General features: G+C 66.3%; 18 protein-coding genes and 4 pseudogenes. 7 read left to right on the forward strand and 15 right to left on the reverse strand.

The annotated features are described in order from the left end of the window. Window positions 1–70 precede the first annotated feature (70 nt). Window positions 71–1,246 carry a hypothetical protein gene (locus RVF83_RS06295; RefSeq protein ID WP_005200482.1) on the reverse strand — a complete coding sequence of 392 codons (1,176 nt, stop codon included), beginning with the start codon at window positions 1,244–1,246 and terminating at the stop codon, window positions 71–73. A gap of 179 nt (window positions 1,247–1,425) precedes the next feature. Between RVF83_RS06295 and RVF83_RS06300 the strand changes: the two genes are divergently transcribed. Further along, window positions 1,426–2,337: an alpha/beta hydrolase family protein gene (locus RVF83_RS06300; RefSeq protein ID WP_005200484.1), complete on the forward strand. Its 912-nt coding sequence runs from the start codon at window positions 1,426–1,428 to the stop codon at window positions 2,335–2,337. Between the two features lie 60 nt (window positions 2,338–2,397). Here RVF83_RS06300 and RVF83_RS06305 read toward each other — a convergent pair. After that, window positions 2,398–2,698 (reverse strand): annotated as a pseudogene (locus RVF83_RS06305) (HNH endonuclease); the annotation flags it as partial. A gap of 45 nt (window positions 2,699–2,743) precedes the next feature. On the opposite strand from RVF83_RS06305, the gene RVF83_RS06310 reads away from it, so the two are divergent. Then, window positions 2,744–3,034 (forward strand): transposase, encoded by a 291-nt coding sequence (locus tag RVF83_RS06310; RefSeq protein WP_005195137.1) that lies wholly within the window; start codon window positions 2,744–2,746, stop codon window positions 3,032–3,034. After that, window positions 3,031–3,969, forward strand: coding sequence for an IS3 family transposase (locus tag RVF83_RS06315; protein ID WP_020169777.1), 939 nt, complete (start codon window positions 3,031–3,033; stop codon window positions 3,967–3,969). The genes RVF83_RS06310 and RVF83_RS06315 overlap by 4 nt, the downstream gene beginning before the upstream one ends. Window positions 3,970–4,000: 31 nt before the next feature. Here RVF83_RS06315 and RVF83_RS06320 read toward each other — a convergent pair. Continuing rightward, window positions 4,001–5,333, reverse strand: a pseudogene (locus tag RVF83_RS06320) (DUF222 domain-containing protein); the annotation flags it as partial. A gap of 142 nt (window positions 5,334–5,475) precedes the next feature. Here RVF83_RS06320 and RVF83_RS06325 point away from each other — a divergent pair. Then, window positions 5,476–6,711, forward strand: a complete 1,236-nt coding sequence (locus RVF83_RS06325; RefSeq protein ID WP_423133011.1) for an ISL3 family transposase — start codon at window positions 5,476–5,478, stop codon at window positions 6,709–6,711. Window positions 6,712–6,852: 141 nt separating this feature from the next. Here RVF83_RS06325 and RVF83_RS06330 read toward each other — a convergent pair whose 3' ends face one another. Then, on the reverse strand, window positions 6,853–7,068 hold the full coding sequence (locus RVF83_RS06330; protein ID WP_168432614.1) for a hypothetical protein: 216 nt from the start codon (window positions 7,066–7,068) through the stop codon (window positions 6,853–6,855). A 628-nt stretch (window positions 7,069–7,696) separates the two neighbouring features. On the opposite strand from RVF83_RS06330, the gene RVF83_RS06335 reads away from it, so the two are divergent. After that, window positions 7,697–8,500, forward strand: coding sequence for an SDR family oxidoreductase (locus RVF83_RS06335; protein ID WP_005199595.1), 804 nt, complete (start codon window positions 7,697–7,699; stop codon window positions 8,498–8,500). A 3-nt stretch (window positions 8,501–8,503) separates the two neighbouring features. On the opposite strand, the gene RVF83_RS06340 is transcribed toward RVF83_RS06335, so the two are convergent. Then, complete coding sequence (locus RVF83_RS06340; protein WP_005199594.1) at window positions 8,504–9,463, reverse strand: phosphotriesterase family protein; 960 nt, start codon at window positions 9,461–9,463, stop codon at window positions 8,504–8,506. A gap of 175 nt (window positions 9,464–9,638) precedes the next feature. Here RVF83_RS06340 and RVF83_RS06345 point away from each other — a divergent pair, with 175 nt between their 5' ends. After that, complete coding sequence (locus tag RVF83_RS06345; protein WP_005199593.1) at window positions 9,639–10,181, forward strand: dihydrofolate reductase family protein; 543 nt, start codon at window positions 9,639–9,641, stop codon at window positions 10,179–10,181. A 3-nt stretch (window positions 10,182–10,184) separates the two neighbouring features. Here the strand turns inward: RVF83_RS06345 and RVF83_RS06350 are convergent, their stop codons facing one another. The 6 genes from RVF83_RS06350 to RVF83_RS06375 all read right to left on the reverse strand — a co-directional run bounded on the left by RVF83_RS06350 (window position 10,185) and on the right by RVF83_RS06375 (window position 17,899). Then, the gene (locus tag RVF83_RS06350) at window positions 10,185–11,462 is read right to left on the reverse strand and encodes a TY-Chap domain-containing protein (RefSeq protein WP_168432616.1); all 1,278 of its coding nucleotides are present in this window, start codon (window positions 11,460–11,462) and stop codon (window positions 10,185–10,187) included. 95 nt (window positions 11,463–11,557) lie between these two features. After that, window positions 11,558–12,352, reverse strand: coding sequence for a hypothetical protein (locus RVF83_RS06355; RefSeq protein ID WP_005200698.1), 795 nt, complete (start codon window positions 12,350–12,352; stop codon window positions 11,558–11,560). A gap of 154 nt (window positions 12,353–12,506) precedes the next feature. Continuing rightward, window positions 12,507–13,682 carry a TY-Chap domain-containing protein gene (locus RVF83_RS06360; RefSeq protein WP_005200700.1) on the reverse strand — a complete coding sequence of 392 codons (1,176 nt, stop codon included), beginning with the start codon at window positions 13,680–13,682 and terminating at the stop codon, window positions 12,507–12,509. 295 nt (window positions 13,683–13,977) lie between these two features. Further along, window positions 13,978–15,642: a DUF6777 domain-containing protein gene (locus RVF83_RS06365; protein ID WP_005200702.1), complete on the reverse strand. Its 1,665-nt coding sequence runs from the start codon at window positions 15,640–15,642 to the stop codon at window positions 13,978–13,980. A 218-nt stretch (window positions 15,643–15,860) separates the two neighbouring features. Further along, window positions 15,861–17,390 (reverse strand): flavin-containing monooxygenase, encoded by a 1,530-nt coding sequence (locus RVF83_RS06370; protein ID WP_005200704.1) that lies wholly within the window; start codon window positions 17,388–17,390, stop codon window positions 15,861–15,863. Between the two features lie 146 nt (window positions 17,391–17,536). Next, entirely contained in the window at window positions 17,537–17,899 is a 363-nt protein-coding gene (locus RVF83_RS06375) for an Rv2640c family ArsR-like transcriptional regulator (RefSeq protein ID WP_005200705.1), read from the reverse strand. Window positions 17,900–17,996: 97 nt separating this feature from the next. On the opposite strand from RVF83_RS06375, the gene RVF83_RS06380 reads away from it, so the two are divergent. After that, window positions 17,997–18,482 carry an ArsI/CadI family heavy metal resistance metalloenzyme gene (locus tag RVF83_RS06380; protein WP_005179519.1) on the forward strand — a complete coding sequence of 162 codons (486 nt, stop codon included), beginning with the start codon at window positions 17,997–17,999 and terminating at the stop codon, window positions 18,480–18,482. Window positions 18,483–18,504: 22 nt separating this feature from the next. Here RVF83_RS06380 and RVF83_RS06385 read toward each other — a convergent pair whose 3' ends face one another. From RVF83_RS06385 to RVF83_RS06400, 4 genes and pseudogenes are all read right to left on the reverse strand, one after another. After that, a complete protein-coding gene (locus tag RVF83_RS06385; protein ID WP_005200707.1) occupies window positions 18,505–18,915 on the reverse strand; it encodes a low molecular weight phosphatase family protein in 411 nt (136 codons plus the stop codon). Then, window positions 18,912–19,337, reverse strand: coding sequence for an arsenate reductase ArsC (locus RVF83_RS06390; RefSeq protein ID WP_005200708.1), 426 nt, complete (start codon window positions 19,335–19,337; stop codon window positions 18,912–18,914). Before RVF83_RS06390 ends, RVF83_RS06385 begins: the two co-directional genes overlap by 4 nt. A 134-nt stretch (window positions 19,338–19,471) precedes the next feature. Continuing rightward, window positions 19,472–20,549, reverse strand: a pseudogene (arsB, locus tag RVF83_RS06395) (ACR3 family arsenite efflux transporter). Next, window positions 20,546–20,909: pseudogene (locus tag RVF83_RS06400) on the reverse strand (ArsR/SmtB family transcription factor). Before RVF83_RS06400 ends, arsB begins: the two co-directional pseudogenes overlap by 4 nt. Window positions 20,910–21,002: the final 93 nt, after the last annotated feature.

The raw sequence follows: 21,002 nt of genomic DNA on the forward strand, positions 1-21,002 counted from the left end.
CGGCCGGTGACCAACGACTCGCGTCGGTGACCAACGACTCGCGTCGGTGACCAACGACTCGCGTCGGTGACTAACGACTCGCGTCGGTGGCCACGGCGGCCATCGACCGCCACTTCTTGATAACCGCGGGGTCCTGCAACTCCATCCAGGCGATGACGTCCTGATGGGTGGCGCAGATGACGTCCGGTTTCGTACATGCGCGTCGCATGAATGCGGCGGTCGCCGGGTTGAAGGCGTTGGCGTTCCAGGTGTTCAGATGGTTGGCGATCACCAGCGGGGCACGGTTTCCCTCGTAGGCCCGGCGCAGCATGTAGTCGTAGGTGCTCGTGACGACCCTGGCGATCCGCGCACGATCGGCCGGCCGGTCGGTCGCCTTGTTGACGCTGTACCAGAAGTTGTAGTCGAGCGCCGTCTGACGCTGCTTCAACGCCGGTGACCAGACGTAGGGTACCGGGAACTCCCAGATGCCGTTGATCTTCGACGGCCAGTAGACGCCCGGCCGCGACGCCGGCATCGACGAGTCCCACGTCATGTCGAACGCGCGCAGCGCAGGAAAGAGTGCCTTCATCGAGCCTTCGAGGCATTGTGTCCGAGTGCCTTTCACGGCCTCGGGACCGAAGGCGAGGTCGGGTCCCGTGCGGATTCCGTTGAGTTCGCGCCATTGCGTCATGAGCCGGAAGAACTGAGCCAACTCGTGACGCCATTCGGCACTGGTCCACGACTTACCGGGATTCTTTGTGCCCGCGCAGAAATGGCCTACGAAGTGGGTGCCCATCTCGTGGCCGTTGTACCAGGTCCGGTTGAGGTAGGTGATCTCTTCGATCACGTCCTTCTTCGATCCCCCGAATGCGATAGCCGCCTCACCGGGTTTGTATCCCGGACCCCGATACTGCCGCTTGTTCGCGTCGGTCAGGAAATAGAGTCCGGTCATCAGTGCCGTGAATCTTGCGTCCGATTCGGCGGCGGTGCGCAGGAACAGATCCCAGTTCTTCGAGATCCCGACGCCGTCGAAAGAGAACAGGATGAACTGCGGCGGCTTCTCCCCGGGTGCCAGGCGCTTCATCGGGACGTTCGACGCCAATCGCGTGGGCGCTGGCGGCGGAGTCGGCGACAATGTGATGCTGGTACCGGGGATCGGTTCGGGAACAGCCGAATTCGCCGACGTCGCACACCCGGCGAGGATCACCGTGAGGGCGGTGACGACGATCGGCGCCGTGATCGTTCGCTTGCCGCGCAGAATCGCCAATTACTCACCCCTGGATTTACTTTCGCTTTACCTTATGGGGCAGAATGCAGTATGGCCTCGTGGCCGGAAAGGCGGGCACAGAATTGATGCCTTCGATGACTTCGAGAGATCCCCGACGATCCCGCTGGTCTCCTGTCCCACTTCGACTTCTGGGTCTGGCGCTCGCGGCGGGATTGGGATTGACCGCGTGCAGTGCCGACGATCCGTCGGCCTCGGGTCCGGTCAAGACCCAGACGGCGACCAGCCAAGCCGCCGAGTACCTCGACGAGGTCACCATTCATCGGTTCGAGTACCCCACGCCCGGTGAGGCCGACAGCGAACAGAACTGGGCCGAGTTGTACTTACCGGCAGGGGAACAGCGGGTCGATTCCATTCCGCTCGTGGTTCTGATCCACGGTGGCGCTTGGCAGAGTGCGTTGGGCGCGGACATCTTCGATCCGCTTGCACGAGATCTCGCGGAGCGTGGGATGGCGGTCTACAACGTCGAATACCGACGGGTGGGCTCGGGCGGCGGCTGGCCGACGACCTTCCGCGACGTGGCGAGCGCGCTCGACCACGTTTCGGTGGTGGACAAGCAGTTCCCGCAGATCACCACGGACGACGAACTCGTCGTCGGACACAGCGCGGGTGCCCAGCTCGCCGTGTGGGGCGGGACCCGGCACAAGCTGGAGGACGACGAGGTCGGTGCGCGGCCGGTGTTCCGGCCCACGCGCGTCGTCTCGCTCGCTGGTCCCCTCGACATGGTCTATGCCGCAACGCATGGCGACGACCGGATCGTCACCGCCCTCGGTGGCACCCCGCGTCAGGTGCCGCAGCGGTACACGATGGTCGATCCCATCCAGAACATCGATCCGTCGACGCCGGTGGTCGCCGTGCACAACACCGGCGACCGCATGGTCTCGTCGGCCAACTCGAGCCGATACGTCGACGCTGTCGTGAAGCGGGGCGGCGAGGCCACCGCGGTGCTGCTCCCGGGCGGCAACCACGGCTCGGTGGTGACCTCGACTGCGCCCGAGTACCCGAAGGTCCTCGACATCATCACCGGCGCTTCGTCCGCAGACCTGGACGACGTCGACGAGGTGAACGGCTGACCTGCGCCCCATCCCGCTCCGTGGGTGCACGCCGCGTCGCTCCCTGAGGTGTGAGGAGCGTTAGCGATGAGCCCCGAAAGGTGGGTGACCTTCCCTTCCCGAGTCTTGGTACGCGTGGTCGAGAAGTGCTGAGGCGACGACGAGTTCGACGGGCGTGGCATCCCGTAGGTCGATGACCTGACGCATCTGTAGGCGCGGGGTATCGCCGGACTCCTGCTCGGGTCCGTGGATCTCGGTGCGTACGTGTTGTAGGTGTTCGGCGAATCGTCGGGGTATGTCGGGTCGCCGGTTGATGCGTTCGGGGTTGGGGTGGTGTGCCGGGTTCGGTGTTGAGTTGCCAGGTGGCGCGGCCTTCGTCGGGTGAGGTTCCCCCCGAACCGTAGAGGCATCGATAATGAGGAGCACGATGCCAGAGAAGCGGAAGAAGTACGACCGGGAGTTTCGTGATGGGGCGGTCCGGATCGTCGAGGAGACAGGTAAGCCGATCGCCCAGGTCGCTCGAGACCTGGGGGTCAACGAGGGCACCTTGGGTAACTGGGTCAACCGGGCGCGCGCCGAGCGGGAGGGCCGCGGCGAGCTGACCGTTGATGACGCTGCTGAGCTCAAACGGTTGCGTGACGAGGTCGCCGAGCTGCGCATGGAGCGTGATGTCCTCAAGCGATCAGTGGTCCTGTGGGTGAAGGAGGCGACGAAGTGAGCGTGGCACGCTTTATCGCCGACCAGAGGACCAACTATCGGGTGCCACACGCGGTGTCCTGCCGGCTGCTCGGGGTCAGCGAGGCGTGGTTCTACAAATGGCATAAGCGGACCCAATCGCCGGGTGCGGCAACGGGTTTGCACACCACCCGCGACTATCGCCGGGACACCATCGACCGGGCCGTGGCGGTGGCGTTCGACAAGGCCCGCGGCCTGCACGGGTCACCGCGCCTGCATGCGGATCTGCGTGCTGACGGGTGGACGGTGACCGAGAAGACTGTCGCTGATTCGATGTGTCGTCAGGGCCTGGTCGCGCGGCGGATCCGCCGGCGCAACGGGCTGACCCGTCAGGACAAGACCGCCCCGAAGTTCCCCGATTTGTTGGGTCGCGATTTCACCGCACAGTGCCCCGATCAGCGGTGGGTCGGCGACATCACCGAGATCCCGACCGCGGCGGGCAAGCTGTATCTGGCCACGGTCATCGACCTCTACAGTCGCCGCCTGCTGGGGGCGGCCACCAGTCGTCACCCGGATGCAGCGTTGGCGTGTGCGGCGATCGAGATGGCGGTCGCCACGCGGGGCGGTATGCAGGCGATATGGCGTGATGACGATGCGCAGAAGCTGATTTTCCACACCGATCGTGGGTCGACGTACACCGCGAAACGGTTCACCAGGCTGTGCCAGAAGATGGGTATCCGGCAGTCGATGGGCCGGGTCGGATCGTGTTTCGACAACGCCGCAGCGGAGGCATTCTTCTCTTCTTTGGAGTGGGAAGTGTTGTCACGCAACGAGTTCCATACTATCATGGAGGCGCAGGCGGTCGTGTTGGAGTGGTGCTACGGCTTCTACAATCACCAGCGTCGCCACAGCGCGATCGGGATGATGAGTCCGGTCGACTACGAGAACACCGCAGTCACCGAGCCCGAAGCCGCATAGAGGAGTCCTCCACGATTCCGGGGGAACCACAGGGTCCTTTGCGGACCATGCGGGTGGTGTATTGGCCGGGTTGGTTGCCGACCATGCGGTTGTGTTTGGGGCAGGCGGGGGCGAGGTCGGTGATGTCGGTGAGTCCCCCGAGTCCCCAGTCGAGTTGGGCGTGATGTACTTCCACGTGTGCGGCGGGCACACCGCAGTCGGGGGTGGAGCAGGTGTCGCCATCGGGTCGGGCGAAGGAGACGAGTCGTTGTTCGCGGGTGGCGAGGCGTTTGCCGCGTCCGAAGTAGAGGGGGATGGCGGTGGCGTCTTTGAACACGGCCAGCCAGGGTTGGGCGTCGGCGGCCATGGGGATGAGGTCGGTGATCGGGATCAGGGTGCCGGTGGCGGTGACGGCATAGCCGGCTTCGCGGATCAGGTCGTTGAGGTCGGCTTTGACGATCACCTGCATGGGTAGTCCGCGGTGACTCTTGCCGAGCATGCCGTCCTCGAGCACGGCTTTCAGCAGGGCGTTGAAGGCGTCGTGGTTGAGCTGGGCCGGGGGAGCGGTCATCACGTTCGGCGGCGGCCGCCACTGCGTCGGGATCGGCATCCTCGACTGAGCCACAGGGTGAGTCGGGGTCATTCGGATTGTTCATGCCGGGTTTGGCCCACACGGCCAGGAACATCGACACCCGTGCCAGGAGTTCGGGTGTCAGGGTGGCGGTCATCTTGGCGGTGCCGTCGGCGCGTTGGCGGTGGAGGTACAGCTGGCGGCGGCGTTTGCGGTCGGTGTCGTCGGTGAGGGTGCCGTCGGGATCGAGGTAACCCAGCAGGCGGGCGCCGGCTTCGGTGATCTGGTCGGGGGTGAGGGTGACGGCTTGTTCGGCGATGGTGCGTTCGGCGGCAACCTGCACATCGTGGTCGAGGGCGTGGGGGATCTGGTCGAGCACGTCGATCACCGCATGCACATGCGCCGACCCGACCTGTCCGGCGGCGAACGCCGTGGCGAGGGTGGGGTGGACGGGTTCGAGGGGTGCGCCGGTGGTGGCGTCGGGGTAGGTGGCGGTGGCCCTGGTTTGTTTGAGGCGTTTGCCGGGGTAGGCCATACGCAACCGGTGTTTCATGTAGTCGATGACGCTGCGGTAGCCGGCTTTACGGGGCAGGTCGCGTTGGTCGGCTTCGACGATCTGCTGGTTACCGGTGTAGGTGAGTCGGGCGATGGCCTGTTCGATACGGACACCGGCGTCGTCGACCTCGGTATCGGACAGGCGGGTGAAACCCGCGGTCTGCAGCTGGTCGATGATCGTATCGAGTTCATCGAGCAACGCGGGCACCCCGACCGGAGACGACTCATCAGCGACATCGGTTGATGCGATATCGGTCATGACGGTCACCCCCCGATGCCGTAGTTCGAATACATGTGGCACTCTTGACGGTTCTGTGGGTGCCTCCCGGTGCGCCTGAAGCGCGCAACGCCCTGTCTCACTTAAGGTTTGGTTTGCGAAGACTAAACCGAGGAGCAGGGCGTTGCGCGCTACTAGACTACTGCAGAAGTTGCTGAAGATCGAGAACCTGGTGGTTCTTGATGTCGCCATTGAAGACGACGATGACGGCCAGTTGTTGGTCGTCTCGGTCCGTGCGAAACGCAGGCAGGGCTCGCGGTGTCCACACTGTCGACGGCGTCGACCAGGCTATGACCGTCCACACCATCCGCGCCGTTGGCGACACCTCGACCTGGGCGGGATGCGCTGCTACCTGCAAGGACACATTGGACGGGTCGACTGCAGCCTGCACGGCGTCGTCACAGAACATGTGCCGTGGGCACGGCCGGCAGCAAAGATGACGCGCCGATTCGACGACACGGTCGCCTGGCTCGCCGCGCACAGTCCATCATCCGCGGTGTGTGAGTACATGAGGGTGTCGTGGCGAACAGTGCAACGCATCATCGCTCGAGTCGTTGCCGATCACACCGGACAGGCCGACCGAATGGATGGGTTGCGCAGGATTGGTATCGATGAAATCGCCTACCGAAAAGGTCGGCGATATCTGACGGTGATCGTCGACCACGACACCGGCAGGTTGGTGTGGGCGCGTGAGGGTGCAACCAAGAAGACGCTTCGCCAGTTCTTCGACGAGCTCGGCGCCACGCGCAGTGCACAGCTGACCCATGTGAGCGCCGACGCGGGTCAGTACATCGAAACGGTTGTTGCAGAACGTGCTCCGGATGCCATTCGATGCATGGATCCGTTTCATGTCGTCCAGTGGGCCACCCGTGCCGTGGACCGTTGTCGTAGCCGGGTCCTCAACCGGATCCACGGTCTCTCCAACGACGATCGTAGGAATCTGAGGTGGGCACTGTTGAAGAACCCCGAGAACCTCACCCCCGGTCAACAGCGGACCCGTGAGCTGATCGTCAAACGCGCCAATAGTGAACTCGCTCGCGCGTATCAACTGAAAGAGGAACTCCGCCACATCGTTACCGGGGAACATTCCGGCACGTGGCGACGGCTCGAGCACTGGTTACATCGAGCTGATCTTAGTCGAATCATCGAACTCGTCGGTCTCTCCAGATCGGTACGACAGCAACAGATCCAGATCTACAACTCCGTTGTCGTGGGCCTATCGAACGCCCGGGTGGAGGCCACCAACACGCATCTGAGGGCACTGACCAAACGGGCCTACGGATTTCACTCACCAGAAGCACTCATCGCGATGTCGACACTCACGCGAGGAGGGGCGTGTCCTGCTCTGCCACACCAGTAGTGACCCACGAAACCGTCAGGAGGACCATACATGTTCGACCATACCACTCTAATCTGTTGCCGTGCAACAAGAATGCTCCGGTTATGCAGACCCCGGTCTTGTCGGTGCGATGGTGTATTACGAGTCCAGACGGCCCCGAGTTCACGGGAAGAGGATCGACCGGAACACCTGCGGTATGCGTGCCCAGCCGGGCCGCGCCGCGTAGTGGGTGAGGGCCTTCGACGCCGAGTTGTTCGCCTTTGAGGTGACGAAGACCGGAGACGGCGGGGCGATGGTGGATTCGCCGCCCAGCCAGGACCGTGGGAACGGGCGGAACGAGCCGTACACCACCGACTTCTCCGGGTTGGGTATCAACAACCCGTTGTGTACCACGCCGATTCCGCTGCCGACGTCGTCGAGGGTGTTGCCCGGGTATGCGCCCCAGGTGAGCGTCGGTGAGAGGAAGACGAAGGCGGTCCAGCAGTTCGCCCCGATCGCTCCGTACCGCAGATCGGCGAGTGACTCATTGAGGCGAGGTCCGAGGGTCTTGCGTTCACGGGGGGAGACGATGACGCAGGCGCCGAGCTGACCCGCGAGTCGGGTGTTCGCGAAGTGGACGGCGTCGCGCAGAAACGCTGCACCTGTACGGGCCGGCCAGCCACTCTTCGCCGCGCACCGACGGTGGGGTGGATTTGATGCGGATCGAGATCTCCGCCCAGCGTCGACTCACTTGGCCGACGGTCGTGCGCGTACGCAAGAACAGATCTGAGCGTTGTTGAAGTGGCATCGCCGCCCACTCGATGGCCCCCTGCGCGAGCTCCGCCAGCATGCCGTCGAGTTCGGCATGCGCCGGCGGCGAAAGCCCGGCAGTCATGGCCTCCAGTGTCCCACCTCGCACGCGGTGTGGCCAGACCCCGACGCGGGCCCACATGCGCGGGTCAGCGAAGTACGCCGATTCGAGTGTCTGGTAGGTCTTTAACCAGACTCACCGATCGAAGGAGATCCCATGGACGTCGCGGGCAAGGTAGCAATCGTCACCGGCGGCGGAGGCGGGATCGGTGGTGCGCTCGCGCACGCTCTGGTCGAGGCGGGTGCGAAGGTCGTGGTCACCGACCTCGACGCGGCATCGGCGAACAGTGTCGCCGACAGACTGAAAGAGTCCGCGGTCGCGCTCGCCGGCGATGCCTCGAACGACGAGCACATCGATGCGGCGGTCCGCCTGGCCGAGTCCACCTTCGGACCCGTCGATCTGTACTTCGCCAACGCCGGTATCGGTCGCGGAGGCGGCCTCGACACCGGCGAGGCGATGTGGGATCTGGCGCTCGACGTCAACCTGCGCAGCCACATCCGGGCCGCACGGCGTCTCGTTCCGGAGTGGGTCGAGCGGGGGAGCGGCTACTTCGTCAGCACGGCGTCGGCCGCCGGCCTGCTCACCCAGATCGGCAACGCACCGTACTCGGTCACCAAGCACGCCGCGGTCGGTTTCGCCGAGTGGCTCAACATCACCCACGGCGACGACGGAGTGCGCGTCAGCTGCCTGTGCCCGATGGGTGTCGACACCAAACTGCTCCGGCCCGAGGACGATTCGGCCACCGCGGACCAGAAGCTGATGCAGAAGGCCGTCGAGACCGCCGGCGAGGTCCTGACCCCGGGCGCGGTGGCCGCGATCGTGCTGGAAGCCGTTGCCGACGAACGATTCTTGATCCTGCCGCACGCACAGGTGCTGGACATGTACCGGCAGAAGGGCGCCGACTACGACCGTTGGCTGCGCGGTATGCGTCGTTACCAGCGTTCGTTGCAGGGCCGGTAGCGGCTACTCGAAGTAGCGACGCGGGACGTCGACGAGCATCGTCGTGATGTCGGCGTCGCCGACCCCGCGTTCGCGCAGCGCGGGCAGGACGTCCTCGCTGATGTGGCGATAGTTCCATTTGGGCACCGCCTGCTTCTTTGCCTCCTGGTCGAACCAGTCGATGAAGCAGGACGCGTCGTGGGCGAGTGCCATGCGGTCGGCGTAGCCGCGCTTGCACAGTTCGGCGACCGTGTTCACCCGCTCCTCGAACGGCAGCAGCAGATCGAGGCCGAAGCGGTCCATGCCCAGGATCGATCCGGCGTCGGCGAGCTGCATCAGGTAGTCGAGGTCGACGCTGTCGCCGGAGTGGCCGATGACCACCTTGGTGAGATCGGCACCCTCCTCGGCCAGCACCTGCTGCGCCACGAGCCCCGACTGGGTGTGCGGGTTGGTGTGCACGGTGATGGGTGCGCCAGTCTGCGCGCTGGTCTGTCCGACGGCACGCATCACCCGTTCGACGCCCGGTGTCAGTCCCTCGGCCTCGATGGCGCACTTGAGGAATGCAGCGCGGACACCGGTGTCGGCGATGCCCTCCGTGAGGTCCTTGGTGAACATCTCCACCAGCGGTTCGGGGACGTCGAACAGCAGCCCGGGGCCGGCGTAGTGGAACTGGAACGGGATGTCGTTGTAGGTGTAGAGCCCCGTCGCGACGACGATGTTGAGGTCGATCTGCTCGGCGATCCGCTGGATGCGCGGGATGTACCGGCCGAGCCCGAGGACCGTGGGATCGAGGATGGTGTCGATCCCCAGTTCCTTCAGTTCGGCGAGGTCGTGGACGGCCTCGGCGACTTTCGCGTCCTCGTCCCAGTCGTGCTGGTAGTTCTGCCGGAACTCCTCGCCGACGATGAAGACGTGTTCGTGCACAAGTACTTTGCCGAGATCGGCGGAATCGATCGGACCTGCTGCGGTGTGGACGGTGGCCACGCGAACCTCCTCCGGGGCCGCCTCGTTGCGGACCCGCTGCGCCGAACCCTAATCGACCCTCCTCCGGCGCGGGGTGGTTTCGACGGCCCGCCACCGGCCACCGATGAGTTCCGGTGGAACCTCCGGTCTGACATCGTGACAACACAACGCATACCGCACACACAGGAGCATTCCGATGGGAAAGATCCACGTCCACGAGTTCGTCACCCTCGACGGCAGTTACGAGAACCCGGCCTTCACGATGCCGTACGGGTTCACCGACCGGATGGGTGAGGTTCTGGCCGGAATCACCGGCTCATGTGACGGAATCCTGCTGGGACGCAACACGTTCGAGATGTTCGCGCCGGCCTGGTCGACCCGGACCGTCGACGACGACCCGGGCGCTCCGTTCTTCAACGACACCACCAAGTACGTCGTCTCCTCAACGCTCGACGAGACGACCGGCTGGCAGAACTCCGAGATCATCGGCGGTTACGATCCCGAGCGGATCCGGGAACTCAAGAAGGGCCGCGACCTGTACGTCAGCGGCAGCGGCACGCTGGTCCGAGCTCTGCTGCGCGACAAGCTGATCGACGAACTGCATCTGCTCGTCTACCCGGTGGTCCTCGGGAGCGGCGCGCGCCTCTTCGACGGTCTCGCCGACCTGCCGCTCACCCTCGTGGAGACGGAGTCCTTCGGCAACGGCGTGGTGCACCTGTCGTACTCCTCGACCGCCTGAACGTCAGGTCAGCTCCATCGCACTGAGGAGCAACTGCGCCACCTCGGCGTAGGCGCGGTGCTCCGCCTCGCAGAAGGCGATCTCCTCCTCGCCGAGTTCGGCCTTGCGGGCCGAGGCGAGATTGTCCATCCACTCGCGCATCTCGGCGGCGCAGATGTCGAAGAACTCGTGCACGCGTTCGGGGTCGCTGCGGCAGGCGATGAGCACGGTGTTGGGCGACAACTTGCTGCCCGGCTTCTGGTTGACCCGCAGGAGTCCCAGCAGCGCCCCGGGGAGCCGTTCGCCGCGACACCGATGCGTGGCCTTCTTGTTCCCTTCGAGCCGGGTGATCATCTCGGCGCGGGCGGTGCCGGCGAACTCGTCCCATCGACGCAGCGCGGCGTCGAGGTTGGCGGGACTGAACACCGCCACGTCGAGGCGGCGCTGCGCGTAGACCAGACCGTTGCGGACCACCACCGCGATCTCCGGCCAGCGCGGGGAGAACTCGGAGATCAACATCCCCAGGACCGACGGGGGCGGTACCGCGGAGCTGAGGATCGTCACGATCTCCAGCGCGCGTCCGTCGCGCGTGGGCCGCAGCAACGACGTTCCCGACGACCGCAGGAAGATCGCCTTGCGCGGACTGATCACCACGGGCCGCCCGGCTGCGGCCATCGCGGCGCGGACCAGTTCGACGAGATGATCCTTGGACTGCGGCACGACACCACTCTCCACCGGGGCGTCGAGCGGATGGGCCAGCGATGCGAAGCGGATGGTGTCGGCGTTGGTGGTCTCGGGGTCGAGCGCGTGGGTTCCGAACTCGCGGCCGTGCCGGTCGGTGCCGGAGGCGTCGTCGGTGTTCTCGACGTCGGCCGATCCCGACGCCAGATGGTGCCGCGCGTACGACGGGTCGCCGATGCTGACGAACGACGGGTGGATGACCCCCCACACCTCGCGCAGAGCTCGTACGGCGGCGCGGGCGAGGTCACCGAAACGGTCGTCGTCCACCTCGTAACAGAAGGCGCTGCGGCCCTCCACGCGGCACCAGCCGCGGTCGACGATGTAGGTGGCCTGCCGCATCCAGCGGTCCTTGTCGGTCCACGTCAGATCGCCCGCGGAAATGGTGCAGCGCAACCGGTCCTGGTCGGCGACGGCGAATGTCATCCGCCTGCGCCAGCCACCCGCCGCGGCCTCCACGACGGTCAACGACTGCCCGGGAACCAGTTGCGGAACCCGGCCCGCGAGGGTCTCGGTGAAGTCCCGCCATGCCGCCTCGACGACGGCATCGAAATCGGGGGACATTCGCACTCCTCAGGGCTGGGTCCTCGTGCTGGGCGGCCGCCGGCGAACCTGCGGAACCCGAATACTACGACGCCTTCCTGACACCCGGGTGAGATCTACAGGGGAGTCGAATGCCGGGTCGTCTCCCCGAAGCTCGTGTGCCAGGGAAGTCGGCGGTCGATGTAGTCCGCACACGTCAGCGGAGAGTGCCGCGGGGAGCCGCCGGTGAGCGACCCCCACATCACCGAGTTGACGATCCGGACGGCCGTCGACCCCGTGCGCGTCGGATCCCAGGTGTCGGCGGACTCCAGCGGGCCGGTGACCCGAGGCGCCGCGATCCGCGGTTGTGCGCGCGCCTGCTCGGCCCGGGAGATGTCGCAGAGGACGCACGCACTCGCGGAGGTGTGGCGGCGTCGCCGTGCCCAGGCGTCGGTCCGCATCGGGATGACCGTCAGCTGCACCAGTGTCCCGCCGGCATCCGGTCTCGCCCCGGTGTTGATCGACGGGGCGACGAACTGCCGGTGATCACCCGTGGCCGTTCGGTACGACGCCAAGGTCTGCTGCGTCGGCACCTCGATGTAGTCGTCGGTGGCGAAGTCGGGTGTCCCGGTGAACGGCTCGCCACTGATCGCGTTGATCCCGTCCACGCCGACCATCACCAGGAATGGATGCTGATGCGGAGAGGAGAAGTCGATCCAGGTCGCCTCCGACTGCCACAGCGGGATGACGGCGTCGGCGTCACCGGTCGGTGAGCCCTGCGCGAGTGGCAACGCGATGTCCGCCGTCAGTGCGGCGCGGTCGTGGGTATCGATGGCGCGCATGGTCCGCGGGAAGACGACATGCAGGCGGGCGTCGGGCCCCAGTTCGGGAAAGGCGAACGTCAACATGCTGCGGTCGGTGGTGAGGGTCATGCGTTGCTCCGATGGAATGCCCGGCGGGGCCGCCCGCGGGAGACCCACTACCGATATAGCGCACACACCACCATGGCGCTCGTGTACGGGACCGTAATCCTCCGGGTGGACTACCGGAATACCAACGCGGGGGAGAGCCGTGTCCGGTTCGCGGCTACTTGGCCGTCGGACGACGGTCGGGGACGTCGTCGTCGGACAGCACGACGACCCGGAGAGCGGCGCGCAGATTGTGGGTCGTGGCCCGCCAGGCGTCGGCCTCGTGCCGGCACGCGTCGGCTTCGGTCGAGTCGGCGGATGCGACCGCGTCGGCCGCCGAACGCCGCCAGGTGAGGTACTGCTCCTCGCAGGTGTGGATGAACGAGAGGATGTCGGCCTGGTTGTAGCGGCAGATCTTGGCGACCTCGTGGGCGGACAGCGACCGACCGTCGGGATCGAGTTCCAACAGGGTCTGCAGCGCATCCGGCAGGCGTTCGTCGGTCTCGGGCCGCATCGGTGCCGCAGTCTGCGTGATCTGCTCGATGACGTTCGGTGCGCAGTCGGCGAGGAAGCTGAACCACTCGGCGAGCGCGGAGCTCAGGTTGTGGGGGTGGAAGACCGCGCACTCGAGGGTCAGGGTCGCGAAGACCTCGTCCTGCAGGAGGTGTACGCGGACCGCCGAACCCATCGTCGGCTGCGCCGCCACGATGTCGGCGGCACGCCTGCGGTCGGGGATGTCGCCGGCCAGGCGGGCGAAGAACTCGAGTCGGGGTGCGTCCGACCGTGGGCTCAGCCACGACGACACGGGCTTGGTCGGCAGGGCGATGTCGCCGTCGGCGTCGGTCTGGATCAGGCAACCGGTCAGGTCCTCGAGCGAACGGACGAGCAGTGCCCGGAGGTGGTCGTCGTCGAAGGGCTGGACGGCGACCTCGATCTGCGGTTCGGCGCGCGCAGCCGGGGTGTGGTCGAGGAAGGCCGGGTGCACGACCTCCCAGACCCGACGCAGCGTGGCCACCGTGGCGTGGGCGAGTTCGTCGACGCGTCGGCGGCCCACCTCGTAGATGTGCGTGCCGTTGCGCAGTCGACGCCAGCCGAGGTCGGCGAGCATCTCGAGATGCTCGAGGAAGTACTCCTCGGTAGGGTGCAGATCGGTGTCGTCGATGGTGCACCGCAGACGGTTCGACCCGGTGAGGGTGTATCGCAGCCTGCCGTGGGGGCCTTCGGGGATCAGGGGGTCCTGCTGGATGGTGAGCGTCGAGCCGGGGGTGAGGTTGGCCAGACGGTCGCCGACGTGCAACTGGAATGTGCGCCAGGCGTCATCGATGTTCGAGTCCACGGTGAAGTCGGGCGTCATGTCGACTTCCTTTCTCGTGCGCTGAGATCGAGACCGCCCGGTGCTACAGCGGGCTTCGGGTGGCTGCGGTGTCGGTTCGTCGACGGACAGCCCGGATGAGCCGGCTCAGACGTGAACGACCGCGAACCCGTCTCGGGGTTCAGGTTAGGTGACCGGGGCGACATTGTTGGTCGGTTGATCAGACCTATTGCTGAACGATTGCTCGAACCGTACCCCGCTCTGGGACGCCCGGCTGACCACGCAGACGGTTCTCCCAGGACCGGGAGCATAGTACCCGGTCAGAGCCTGAATATTTTCATGCAGCCGGTGACGAGTAAGGCACCTCCGCCGGCGACTCGGGCGCCTGGGAGGGCTCCTCGGGAGGCGGGGCGTACTCGGTGGTCGGCTCGGTGGTGGTCGGTGTCTCGGTGTGGGTTTCCTCCGGCGGCGCCTCGTAGGTCTCGGTCGATGTCTCCGCGGGCGGCGCCGACCTGGGGATCTCCGGTTGCGCAACGGTCCAGGAGGCGGACCGGACGACGACGGCCCGGGACGAGAGCGCCAGGGTCCAGACGCCCGTCGCGTCGGTCGCGCCGAGGACGGCGGCCCGTTCCAGCGCCGCGGCACTCACCGAGCGCGGCACGCCGTCGCTGCACGCCAGCGTGATGGTGCCCGACGCTGCACCGGCCGGGACCGCACAGCTGACCGACAGGCCGGCGTCGTCGAAGACGAAGCTGCCGATCAGGTCGCCGGCGCCGCTGAAGGAGGTCGGCACGGATGCGGCCTCCGGTGGACTCTGGGCGGCGGGGTTCTCGGACGCGGGAGGCTCGGCCGAACCGGGGGCCGGCACCTCCGCCGAACCCGGGACGCCCGAACCCGGCTCTCCCGAGGGTGACTCGGCGGGTGAGTCGGAGGCGGGTGTGCCGACCGGCAGCCCGTTGTCCTCGGCGGCACGCTTCTCGACGGCCGGCGCGGCGGCCGGGTTACCGGCCTCGAGCAGGCCGTTGCGTTCGGCGTCCTCGTCGGTTCCCGCCGTGAAGGGGGTGTTCAGCGACGCCGGTGTGGGCAGCGGTTCGGAGAGCGGTGGCAGACCCGACAGGTCGAGTAGACCGCCCAGCGTCTGCGGGATGATCTCGCCGGTGAGGAAGTTGAGCAGCTGCAGGACCGACCCGCCGTTGGCGTTCGCGACGGGCGTGGGCGCACCCGAGACGATCGTCGTCGAGCGGTTGACCGCGGTGACGTTCTGGTTGTTGTAGGCGATGCGGGTCACCTCGCGGGTGTGGTAGCCCGGCCACGGCTGACCTTCGAGTCGATATCCGCCGAGGGGCGCCGACACCGGTGGGGCGAGCGGGTTGCCGCAGGAACACATCGCGCGCGGGACACCGGCGGCGTCGACGTACACCGATGTGCCGCGCTGCAGCACCGACTGGAACGGCTCGGCCCGCCCCGTTGTGTAGGTGTGGTTGGTGACCCAGGTGTCGGCGGTGAGCACCACCGGGGTGAGGGTGTTGAGGTAGTGCGGGATGGCGGCCGTGCTGATCCCGAAGACGCTCGCCCAGGCGGCGGCCTTCGCCGGATCGGCCATCAGGCGGTTGCTGAGTGCCGCGGTGTCGCAGGCCATGGTGTCGCCCGTCGCGTACAGGCCGGCCTCGGTGCCGTTGACCGCGCGGCCACCCATGTCCGGTGCCCCGGCACTCGCCGTCAGGGCGACGTTGGCAGGCAGGTTCCCCGCGCCGGCGACGAGGACCGGATCGGTGAACGGGTCGATGCCGGGGTCGTTGACCGCGGCGAGCGTGAGACCCGGTACGTAGATGTCCCCCTTGCGGGCCTTCACCACGAAGACGATCCCCGCCGCGAGTACGAGGGCCAGCACGACGACGATCGCCCCGAGGACGAGGGTGAGGGCCTGCCGGTTCCGGGGCCGAGGAGGGACCGCACCGAAGGGCGTCGAGGGATGGGGCAGGGGACCAGGTGGGTAGGTCATCGGGGCGAACTCCTCGTGCCGACGGGCCGGCGAGACCGGCGCGGTCGTGGCGGGCGGAGGCGCTCGCCGAGTTCGAGTATCAACGCCCCATCAGACGCCGGGCAAGGTCTGACCAGCACAGATCGGACATCTGCCGCCAAATCTCGACCGTTTGGACCACACGGCGTAACGCTGCCGCCGGCGGGCCCGACACACCGGTTCGGGCCCGCGGGGTGTTCTCAGATGCGCCCGAACACCATCGAGTCGTCGATCTTGCTGATGCGGTGATCGAGCGCGTCCCGGTAGTAGTTGTGGCGCACCTTCCAGTGCCCGTGGGTGCCCGACTTCGGCAGCGCGTCGGGAGACCGTTCGACGTACCCGGCCTTGAGATCCCACAACGGTTGCGCCGTCATCGGCTCGGACCCGAGGTGCGGGTAGGCATGCGTGTAGCCGTTCTCGCGCATGTACTTCACCAGGGTCGCGACGGATCGCGCGGTCATGTCGGCACGCAGCGTCCACGACGCATTGGTGTAGCCCACCGACCACGCGAGGTTGGGGACGTCCTCGAGCAGGTGGCTCTTGAAGACGAAGCGGTCGTGTGGCTTCACCTCGTCGCCGTCGACGCGCAGACGGGTCCCGCCGAATCCGAGCAGCTGCAGGCCGGTCGCGGTGACGATGATGTCGGCGTCGAGGTGCCGGCCCGACGTGAGACGCACACCGGTCTCGTCGAAGCGGTCGATGTGGTCGGTGACCATCTCGATCGACCCCTCGGTGATGCCGTGGAACAGGTCGGCGTCGGGGACCATGCACATGCGCTGATCCCACGGGTTGTACGTCGGATTGAAGTGGACGTCGACCGGATAGTCGTCGGGCAGGTTCGCGGCGACGTTGGCGCGGATCAGCTTGCGTCCGAGCTTCGGGAAGCGGTGGGTCAGGTGCACGATCGCCGCGGTCTGCGTCGCATAGCGGAGACGGATCGCCCGATGGGCGGCGGCCGGTGGCAGCAATTTCTTGAGGGCCGGTGCCAGGTAGGCCTTCTGCTTCGACGAGAAGATGTACGACGGCGAGCGCTGCAGCATCGTCACGTGCGCGGCGTCGTCGGCGATGTTGGGGATGAGGCTCACCGCCGTCGCGCCGCTGCCGATGACGACGACGCGCTTGCCCCGGTAGTCGAGGTCCTCCGGCCAGTGCTGGGGGTGGATGATCTGCCCGGTGAAGTCCTCGGCGCCCGCGAAACGCGGCGTGTAGGGCTGGTCGTAGTCGTAGTAGCCCGTCGCGAAGAGCAGGAACCGGCAGCGGTAGGTCTCGGTGCGTTTGTCCGCACCCTCGCCGACTTCCACGCCGAGTGTCCAGGTGTCGGTCGAGGAATCCCAGTCCGCGGTCAGCACGTGCCGCTCGAAGCGGATCTGGTCGGCGATGCCGTACTTGTGCGCGGTGTGCACGATGTACTTCCGGATGTCGGCGCCCTCGGCCAGTGCACCTGGCTTGCGCCATGGCTCGAACGGATAGCTCAGCGAGAAGATGTCACTGTCCGAGCGGACACCCGGATACCGGAACAGGTCCCAGGTGCCGCCCATTCGGGGCCGACGTTCGAGGATCAGGTAGTCGGCGTCCGGATTCTGCTCGCGCAGGCGATAGGCGCAGTCGATGCCGGACAGGCCGGCGCCGATGATGATGACGTCCCGCAGCGGGGACTCGGTTCCCGACGACGTGCTGGGCTCGGGATCACTGGCTGAGCGGACGGCGTCGGTGGCGTCGATCTCGGTCACGCAGACCTCCTCGGTGGGGTGCCTCGGCTGTTGCCATCATGCATCAGTTGCCACCACCTGTGAACGGAATCACACCGACAGTCACGACGATAGGCCCCGGGCCGAGAATCCGATGCCAGGGGGATGCGTCACGCCAGACGGCTGGTTCAGCAGCATCCCGTGGTGGCGCTGAGGACATTGCGTAGTGCTTCCAGCGAGTCCGGGCGGGCGCGGTAGTAGACGTTCATCCCTCGTCGGTCGGGTGCGACCATCCCGGCCTTGCGCAGCTGCCCCAGATGGTGACTCGTAGTCGCTTCGGTGAGCCCGACCGCGGTCGCGAGATCACAGGTGCAGATTCCGTCACCGGTATCGGCGAGCAGGATCGAGACGAGTTTGATCCTGACGGGATCGGCAATCGCCTTGAGCCGCAACGCGATCTCCAGCGCGGTGTCGTCATCGAGCGGGGCCGCGGACACCGGCGCGCAGCAGATAGGAGCACTGATGTCGACCATCGGCAAGGTCTTGGGCATGACCCGACCATACCCTCGCACTTGACATATGTCGAAAAGGTGGCACCCTGCAGGTGTCAGTAGTTCGATATATGTCTCACAGGTGAAGGTGATGGTCATGTCCCGTATGCAGCTCGCGCTCAATGTCGATGATCTCGATACCGCGATCGAGTTCTACTCCAAGCTGTTCAACACCACCCCGGCCAAACGCAAGCCGGGATACGCCAACTTCGCGATCGTCGAGCCGCCCCTGAAGCTGGTGCTGCTGGAGAATCCCGGCCAGGGCGGCACGATCAACCATCTCGGCGTCGAGGTCGAGTCGAGCGAGAAGGTGCACGCCGAGATCGCCCGGTTGTCTGGGGAGGGCCTGTTCACCCAGGAGGAGATCAACTCCACCTGCTGTTTCGCGACGCAGGACAAGGTGTGGGTGACCGGACCGGCGAAGGAGAAGTGGGAGGTCTACACCGTGCTCGCTGACTCCGAGACGTTCGGGACCAGCCCGAAACTGTTGGAACAGAACGCCACCGAGGACGCCGAGCAGGGTTCGGTGTGCTGCGGCGGCAACGCCGCAGACCAGGCCGAGGCGCGCACAGCCTGCTGCTGACAGCCTCGGTTCGCGTTCTCGCCTACCCCGTGATGCGTTCGGCGAGAACGCGAATCCGGTTGGTGATGTCGTCGCGGATCAGGCGCATCCGCTCGACGCCGTCGGTGCCTCGCGTCGAAGGTTCGTCGGTCTTCCACACCTCGAGGGCGACGCCTTCCGGCGGGGTCACCTCGGCGGTGCCGACCACCACCACAAGATCAGCTGTGCGCATCAGTTCGTCGGTCAGTTGCCGCGGCTCGTGTCCGGCGACATCAGCGCCGACTTCGGCGAGCACCTGGGCGGACAGCTCGTTGGCCTGACCGCCGATCTTGGCGGTGGTGCCGGCCGAGGACGCTGCGATCCGGTCGGTGACCGTGGGCGTGAGATGTTCGGCCATCAAGGATTCTCCGCGGTTGCTCACACACACGAACAACACCTGCTGTGGTGCGCTCATTGGCCGACCTGCTGGTCGGTGGGTACGAGTTCGTCGAGCAGGCCCTCGACGAGCCCGCGGATCTGATCGCGGATCGGACGGACCGCATCAATGCCTTGACCGGCCGGGTCGTCGAGGGCCCAATCGCGGTAGCTGACGCCGGGGAACACCGGGCGCGCATCGCCACAGCCCATGGTGATCACGACGTCGTCGGATTCGACGGTGTCGGGGGTGAGGATCTTCGGTGACTGCGCGGAGATGTCGATACCGACTTCAGCCATCGCCTCGACAGCGGCGGGGTTGATCGAGTCGGCAGGTGCGGATCCGGCGGAGCGGACCTCGACGCTGTCCCGGCCGAGGGCGGTCAGGAAACCGGCGGCCATCTGCGATCGGCCGGCGTTGTGGACGCACACGAACAGCACGCTGGGTCGAGAGGAAGACATGGAACACAAGCCCTTTCAGCTGTGAATAATGGTCGGAGGAGTCACACACGTTCGGCCGCGAGCCCGGACAGGAGCCCGCGAACTCGGGTCTCGAGATGGTCGCGGATCGCGCGAACCGTGATCGGCCCTCGGGGTTAAGCATCCGGGCTGACAGCGGCAGGGGCGGAGAAGCGCTTCCGCAACGCCAGGGACACGTAGACCAGAGCCACGAGGACGGGGACCTCGATGAGCGGTCCGATCACTCCGGCCAGGGCCTGGCCGGATGTTGCACCGTAGGTGGCGATCGCGACGGCGATGGCGAGCTCGAAGTTGTTGCCCGCGGCGGTGAACGCCATTGTGGTGGTTCGCTCGTACCCCAGCCCCATCGCGGCCCCTAGCACGAAACCACCGCCCCACATCACCGCGAAGTAGATCAGCAGCGGCAGAGCGATCCGCACGACGTCCCACGGTTGCGACGTGATCTGCTCCCCCTGCAACGCGAACAGGATGACGATGGTGAACAGCAACCCGTAAAGGGCCCACGGCCCGAGACGCGGCAGGAACGAGGACTCGTACCAGTCGCGGCCTTTGGTTCGCTCGCCGATGCGGCGGGTGAGGAAGCCGGCGACCAGGGGTATACCGAGGAAGATCAGCACCGACTTCGCGATCTGCCACGGCGAGGTGTCGATGGTGGTCTGCTCCAGGCCCAGCCATCCGGGCAACACCGAGAGGTAGAACCAACCCAGCACGGCGAACATGACGACCTGGAACACCGAGTTCAGGGCGACGAGAACAGCAGCGGCTTCGCGGTCGCCGCACGCCAGGTCGTTCCAGATGATGACCATCGCGATGCATCGGGCCAGACCCACGATGATCAGTCCGGTCCGGTACTCCGGCAGATCCGGGAGCAGGAGCCAGGCCAGCGCGAACATCAACGCCGGTCCGATGATCCAGTTCAACGCCAACGACCCGAGTAGCAGGCGACGATCACCGGTGACCGAGTCGAGTCGGTCGTAGCGCACCTTGGCCAGCACCGGATACATCATGATCAGCAATCCGAGGGCGATCGGCAGCGAGATGCCGTCGAGCTCGACCGCCGCCAAAGTGTCACCCCAGGCCGGGGACGACTCGACCGAGCAGCAGTCCGGCGACCATCGCGGCGCCGATCCACACCGGCAGAAACCGGTCCAGCGTCGACAACTTGCCCGCGACCGCGGTGTCGGTGGCGGTCACTGGTCCGCCTCACACGACCGCGTTTCCCCCACGACCGTGGCGAGATCCCGCAGCAGGTCCGACAGTTGTTGCAGCGCTTCGGTGTTCACCCGGTAGTACACCCCAGGTCGCGCGGCGCTCGCTGGTCACCAGACCCGCCTGGCGCAGCACCTTCAGATGATGCGAGATCGTCGGCTGCGACAGCTCGAACGGTCCCGAGATGTCGCACACGCACGCCTCGCCGCCCGGATGCGCAGCGACCTCCGACAGCAACCGCAGTCGAACCGGATCCGCTAGCGCCTTCAGCAGTGGGGTGACAGCCCCGGTCTCGTCACCACTCAGGCCGCGGCCCGGTGGCAGCAGGAGATTCTTATTCGACACGTGTCAATATTGACACACGTCAATTCAGGCGACAAGACGCCCGCGATCGAGGTGGGCGTACATGCCCTGACCGGAGTGCTGCTCCGGTTCGCA

This window comes from Gordonia rubripertincta (assembly GCF_038024875.1).
GTDB lineage: Bacteria > Actinomycetota > Actinomycetes > Mycobacteriales > Mycobacteriaceae > Gordonia > Gordonia rubripertincta.

Excerpts from the sequence above, each read along its gene's own strand:
- RVF83_RS06350 (WP_168432616.1), bottom strand. The coding sequence starts at position 11,462 with ATGTCCCCCGATTTCGATGCCGTCGTCGAGGCGGCATGGCGGGACTTC.
- RVF83_RS06375 (WP_005200705.1), bottom strand. The coding sequence starts at position 17,899 with ATGCCCAAGACCTTGCCGATGGTCGACATCAGTGCTCCTATCTGCTGC.
- RVF83_RS06390 (WP_005200708.1), bottom strand. The coding sequence starts at position 19,337 with ATGTCTTCCTCTCGACCCAGCGTGCTGTTCGTGTGCGTCCACAACGCC.
- RVF83_RS06380 (WP_005179519.1), top strand. The coding sequence starts at position 17,997 with ATGTCCCGTATGCAGCTCGCGCTCAATGTCGATGATCTCGATACCGCG.
- RVF83_RS06355 (WP_005200698.1), bottom strand. The coding sequence starts at position 12,352 with ATGACCCTCACCACCGACCGCAGCATGTTGACGTTCGCCTTTCCCGAA.
- RVF83_RS06345 (WP_005199593.1), top strand. The coding sequence starts at position 9,639 with ATGGGAAAGATCCACGTCCACGAGTTCGTCACCCTCGACGGCAGTTAC.
- RVF83_RS06335 (WP_005199595.1), top strand. The coding sequence starts at position 7,697 with ATGGACGTCGCGGGCAAGGTAGCAATCGTCACCGGCGGCGGAGGCGGG.
- RVF83_RS06365 (WP_005200702.1), bottom strand. The coding sequence starts at position 15,642 with ATGACCTACCCACCTGGTCCCCTGCCCCATCCCTCGACGCCCTTCGGT.
- RVF83_RS06385 (WP_005200707.1), bottom strand. The coding sequence starts at position 18,915 with ATGAGCGCACCACAGCAGGTGTTGTTCGTGTGTGTGAGCAACCGCGGA.
- RVF83_RS06360 (WP_005200700.1), bottom strand. The coding sequence starts at position 13,682 with ATGACGCCCGACTTCACCGTGGACTCGAACATCGATGACGCCTGGCGC.
- RVF83_RS06310 (WP_005195137.1), top strand. The coding sequence starts at position 2,744 with ATGCCAGAGAAGCGGAAGAAGTACGACCGGGAGTTTCGTGATGGGGCG.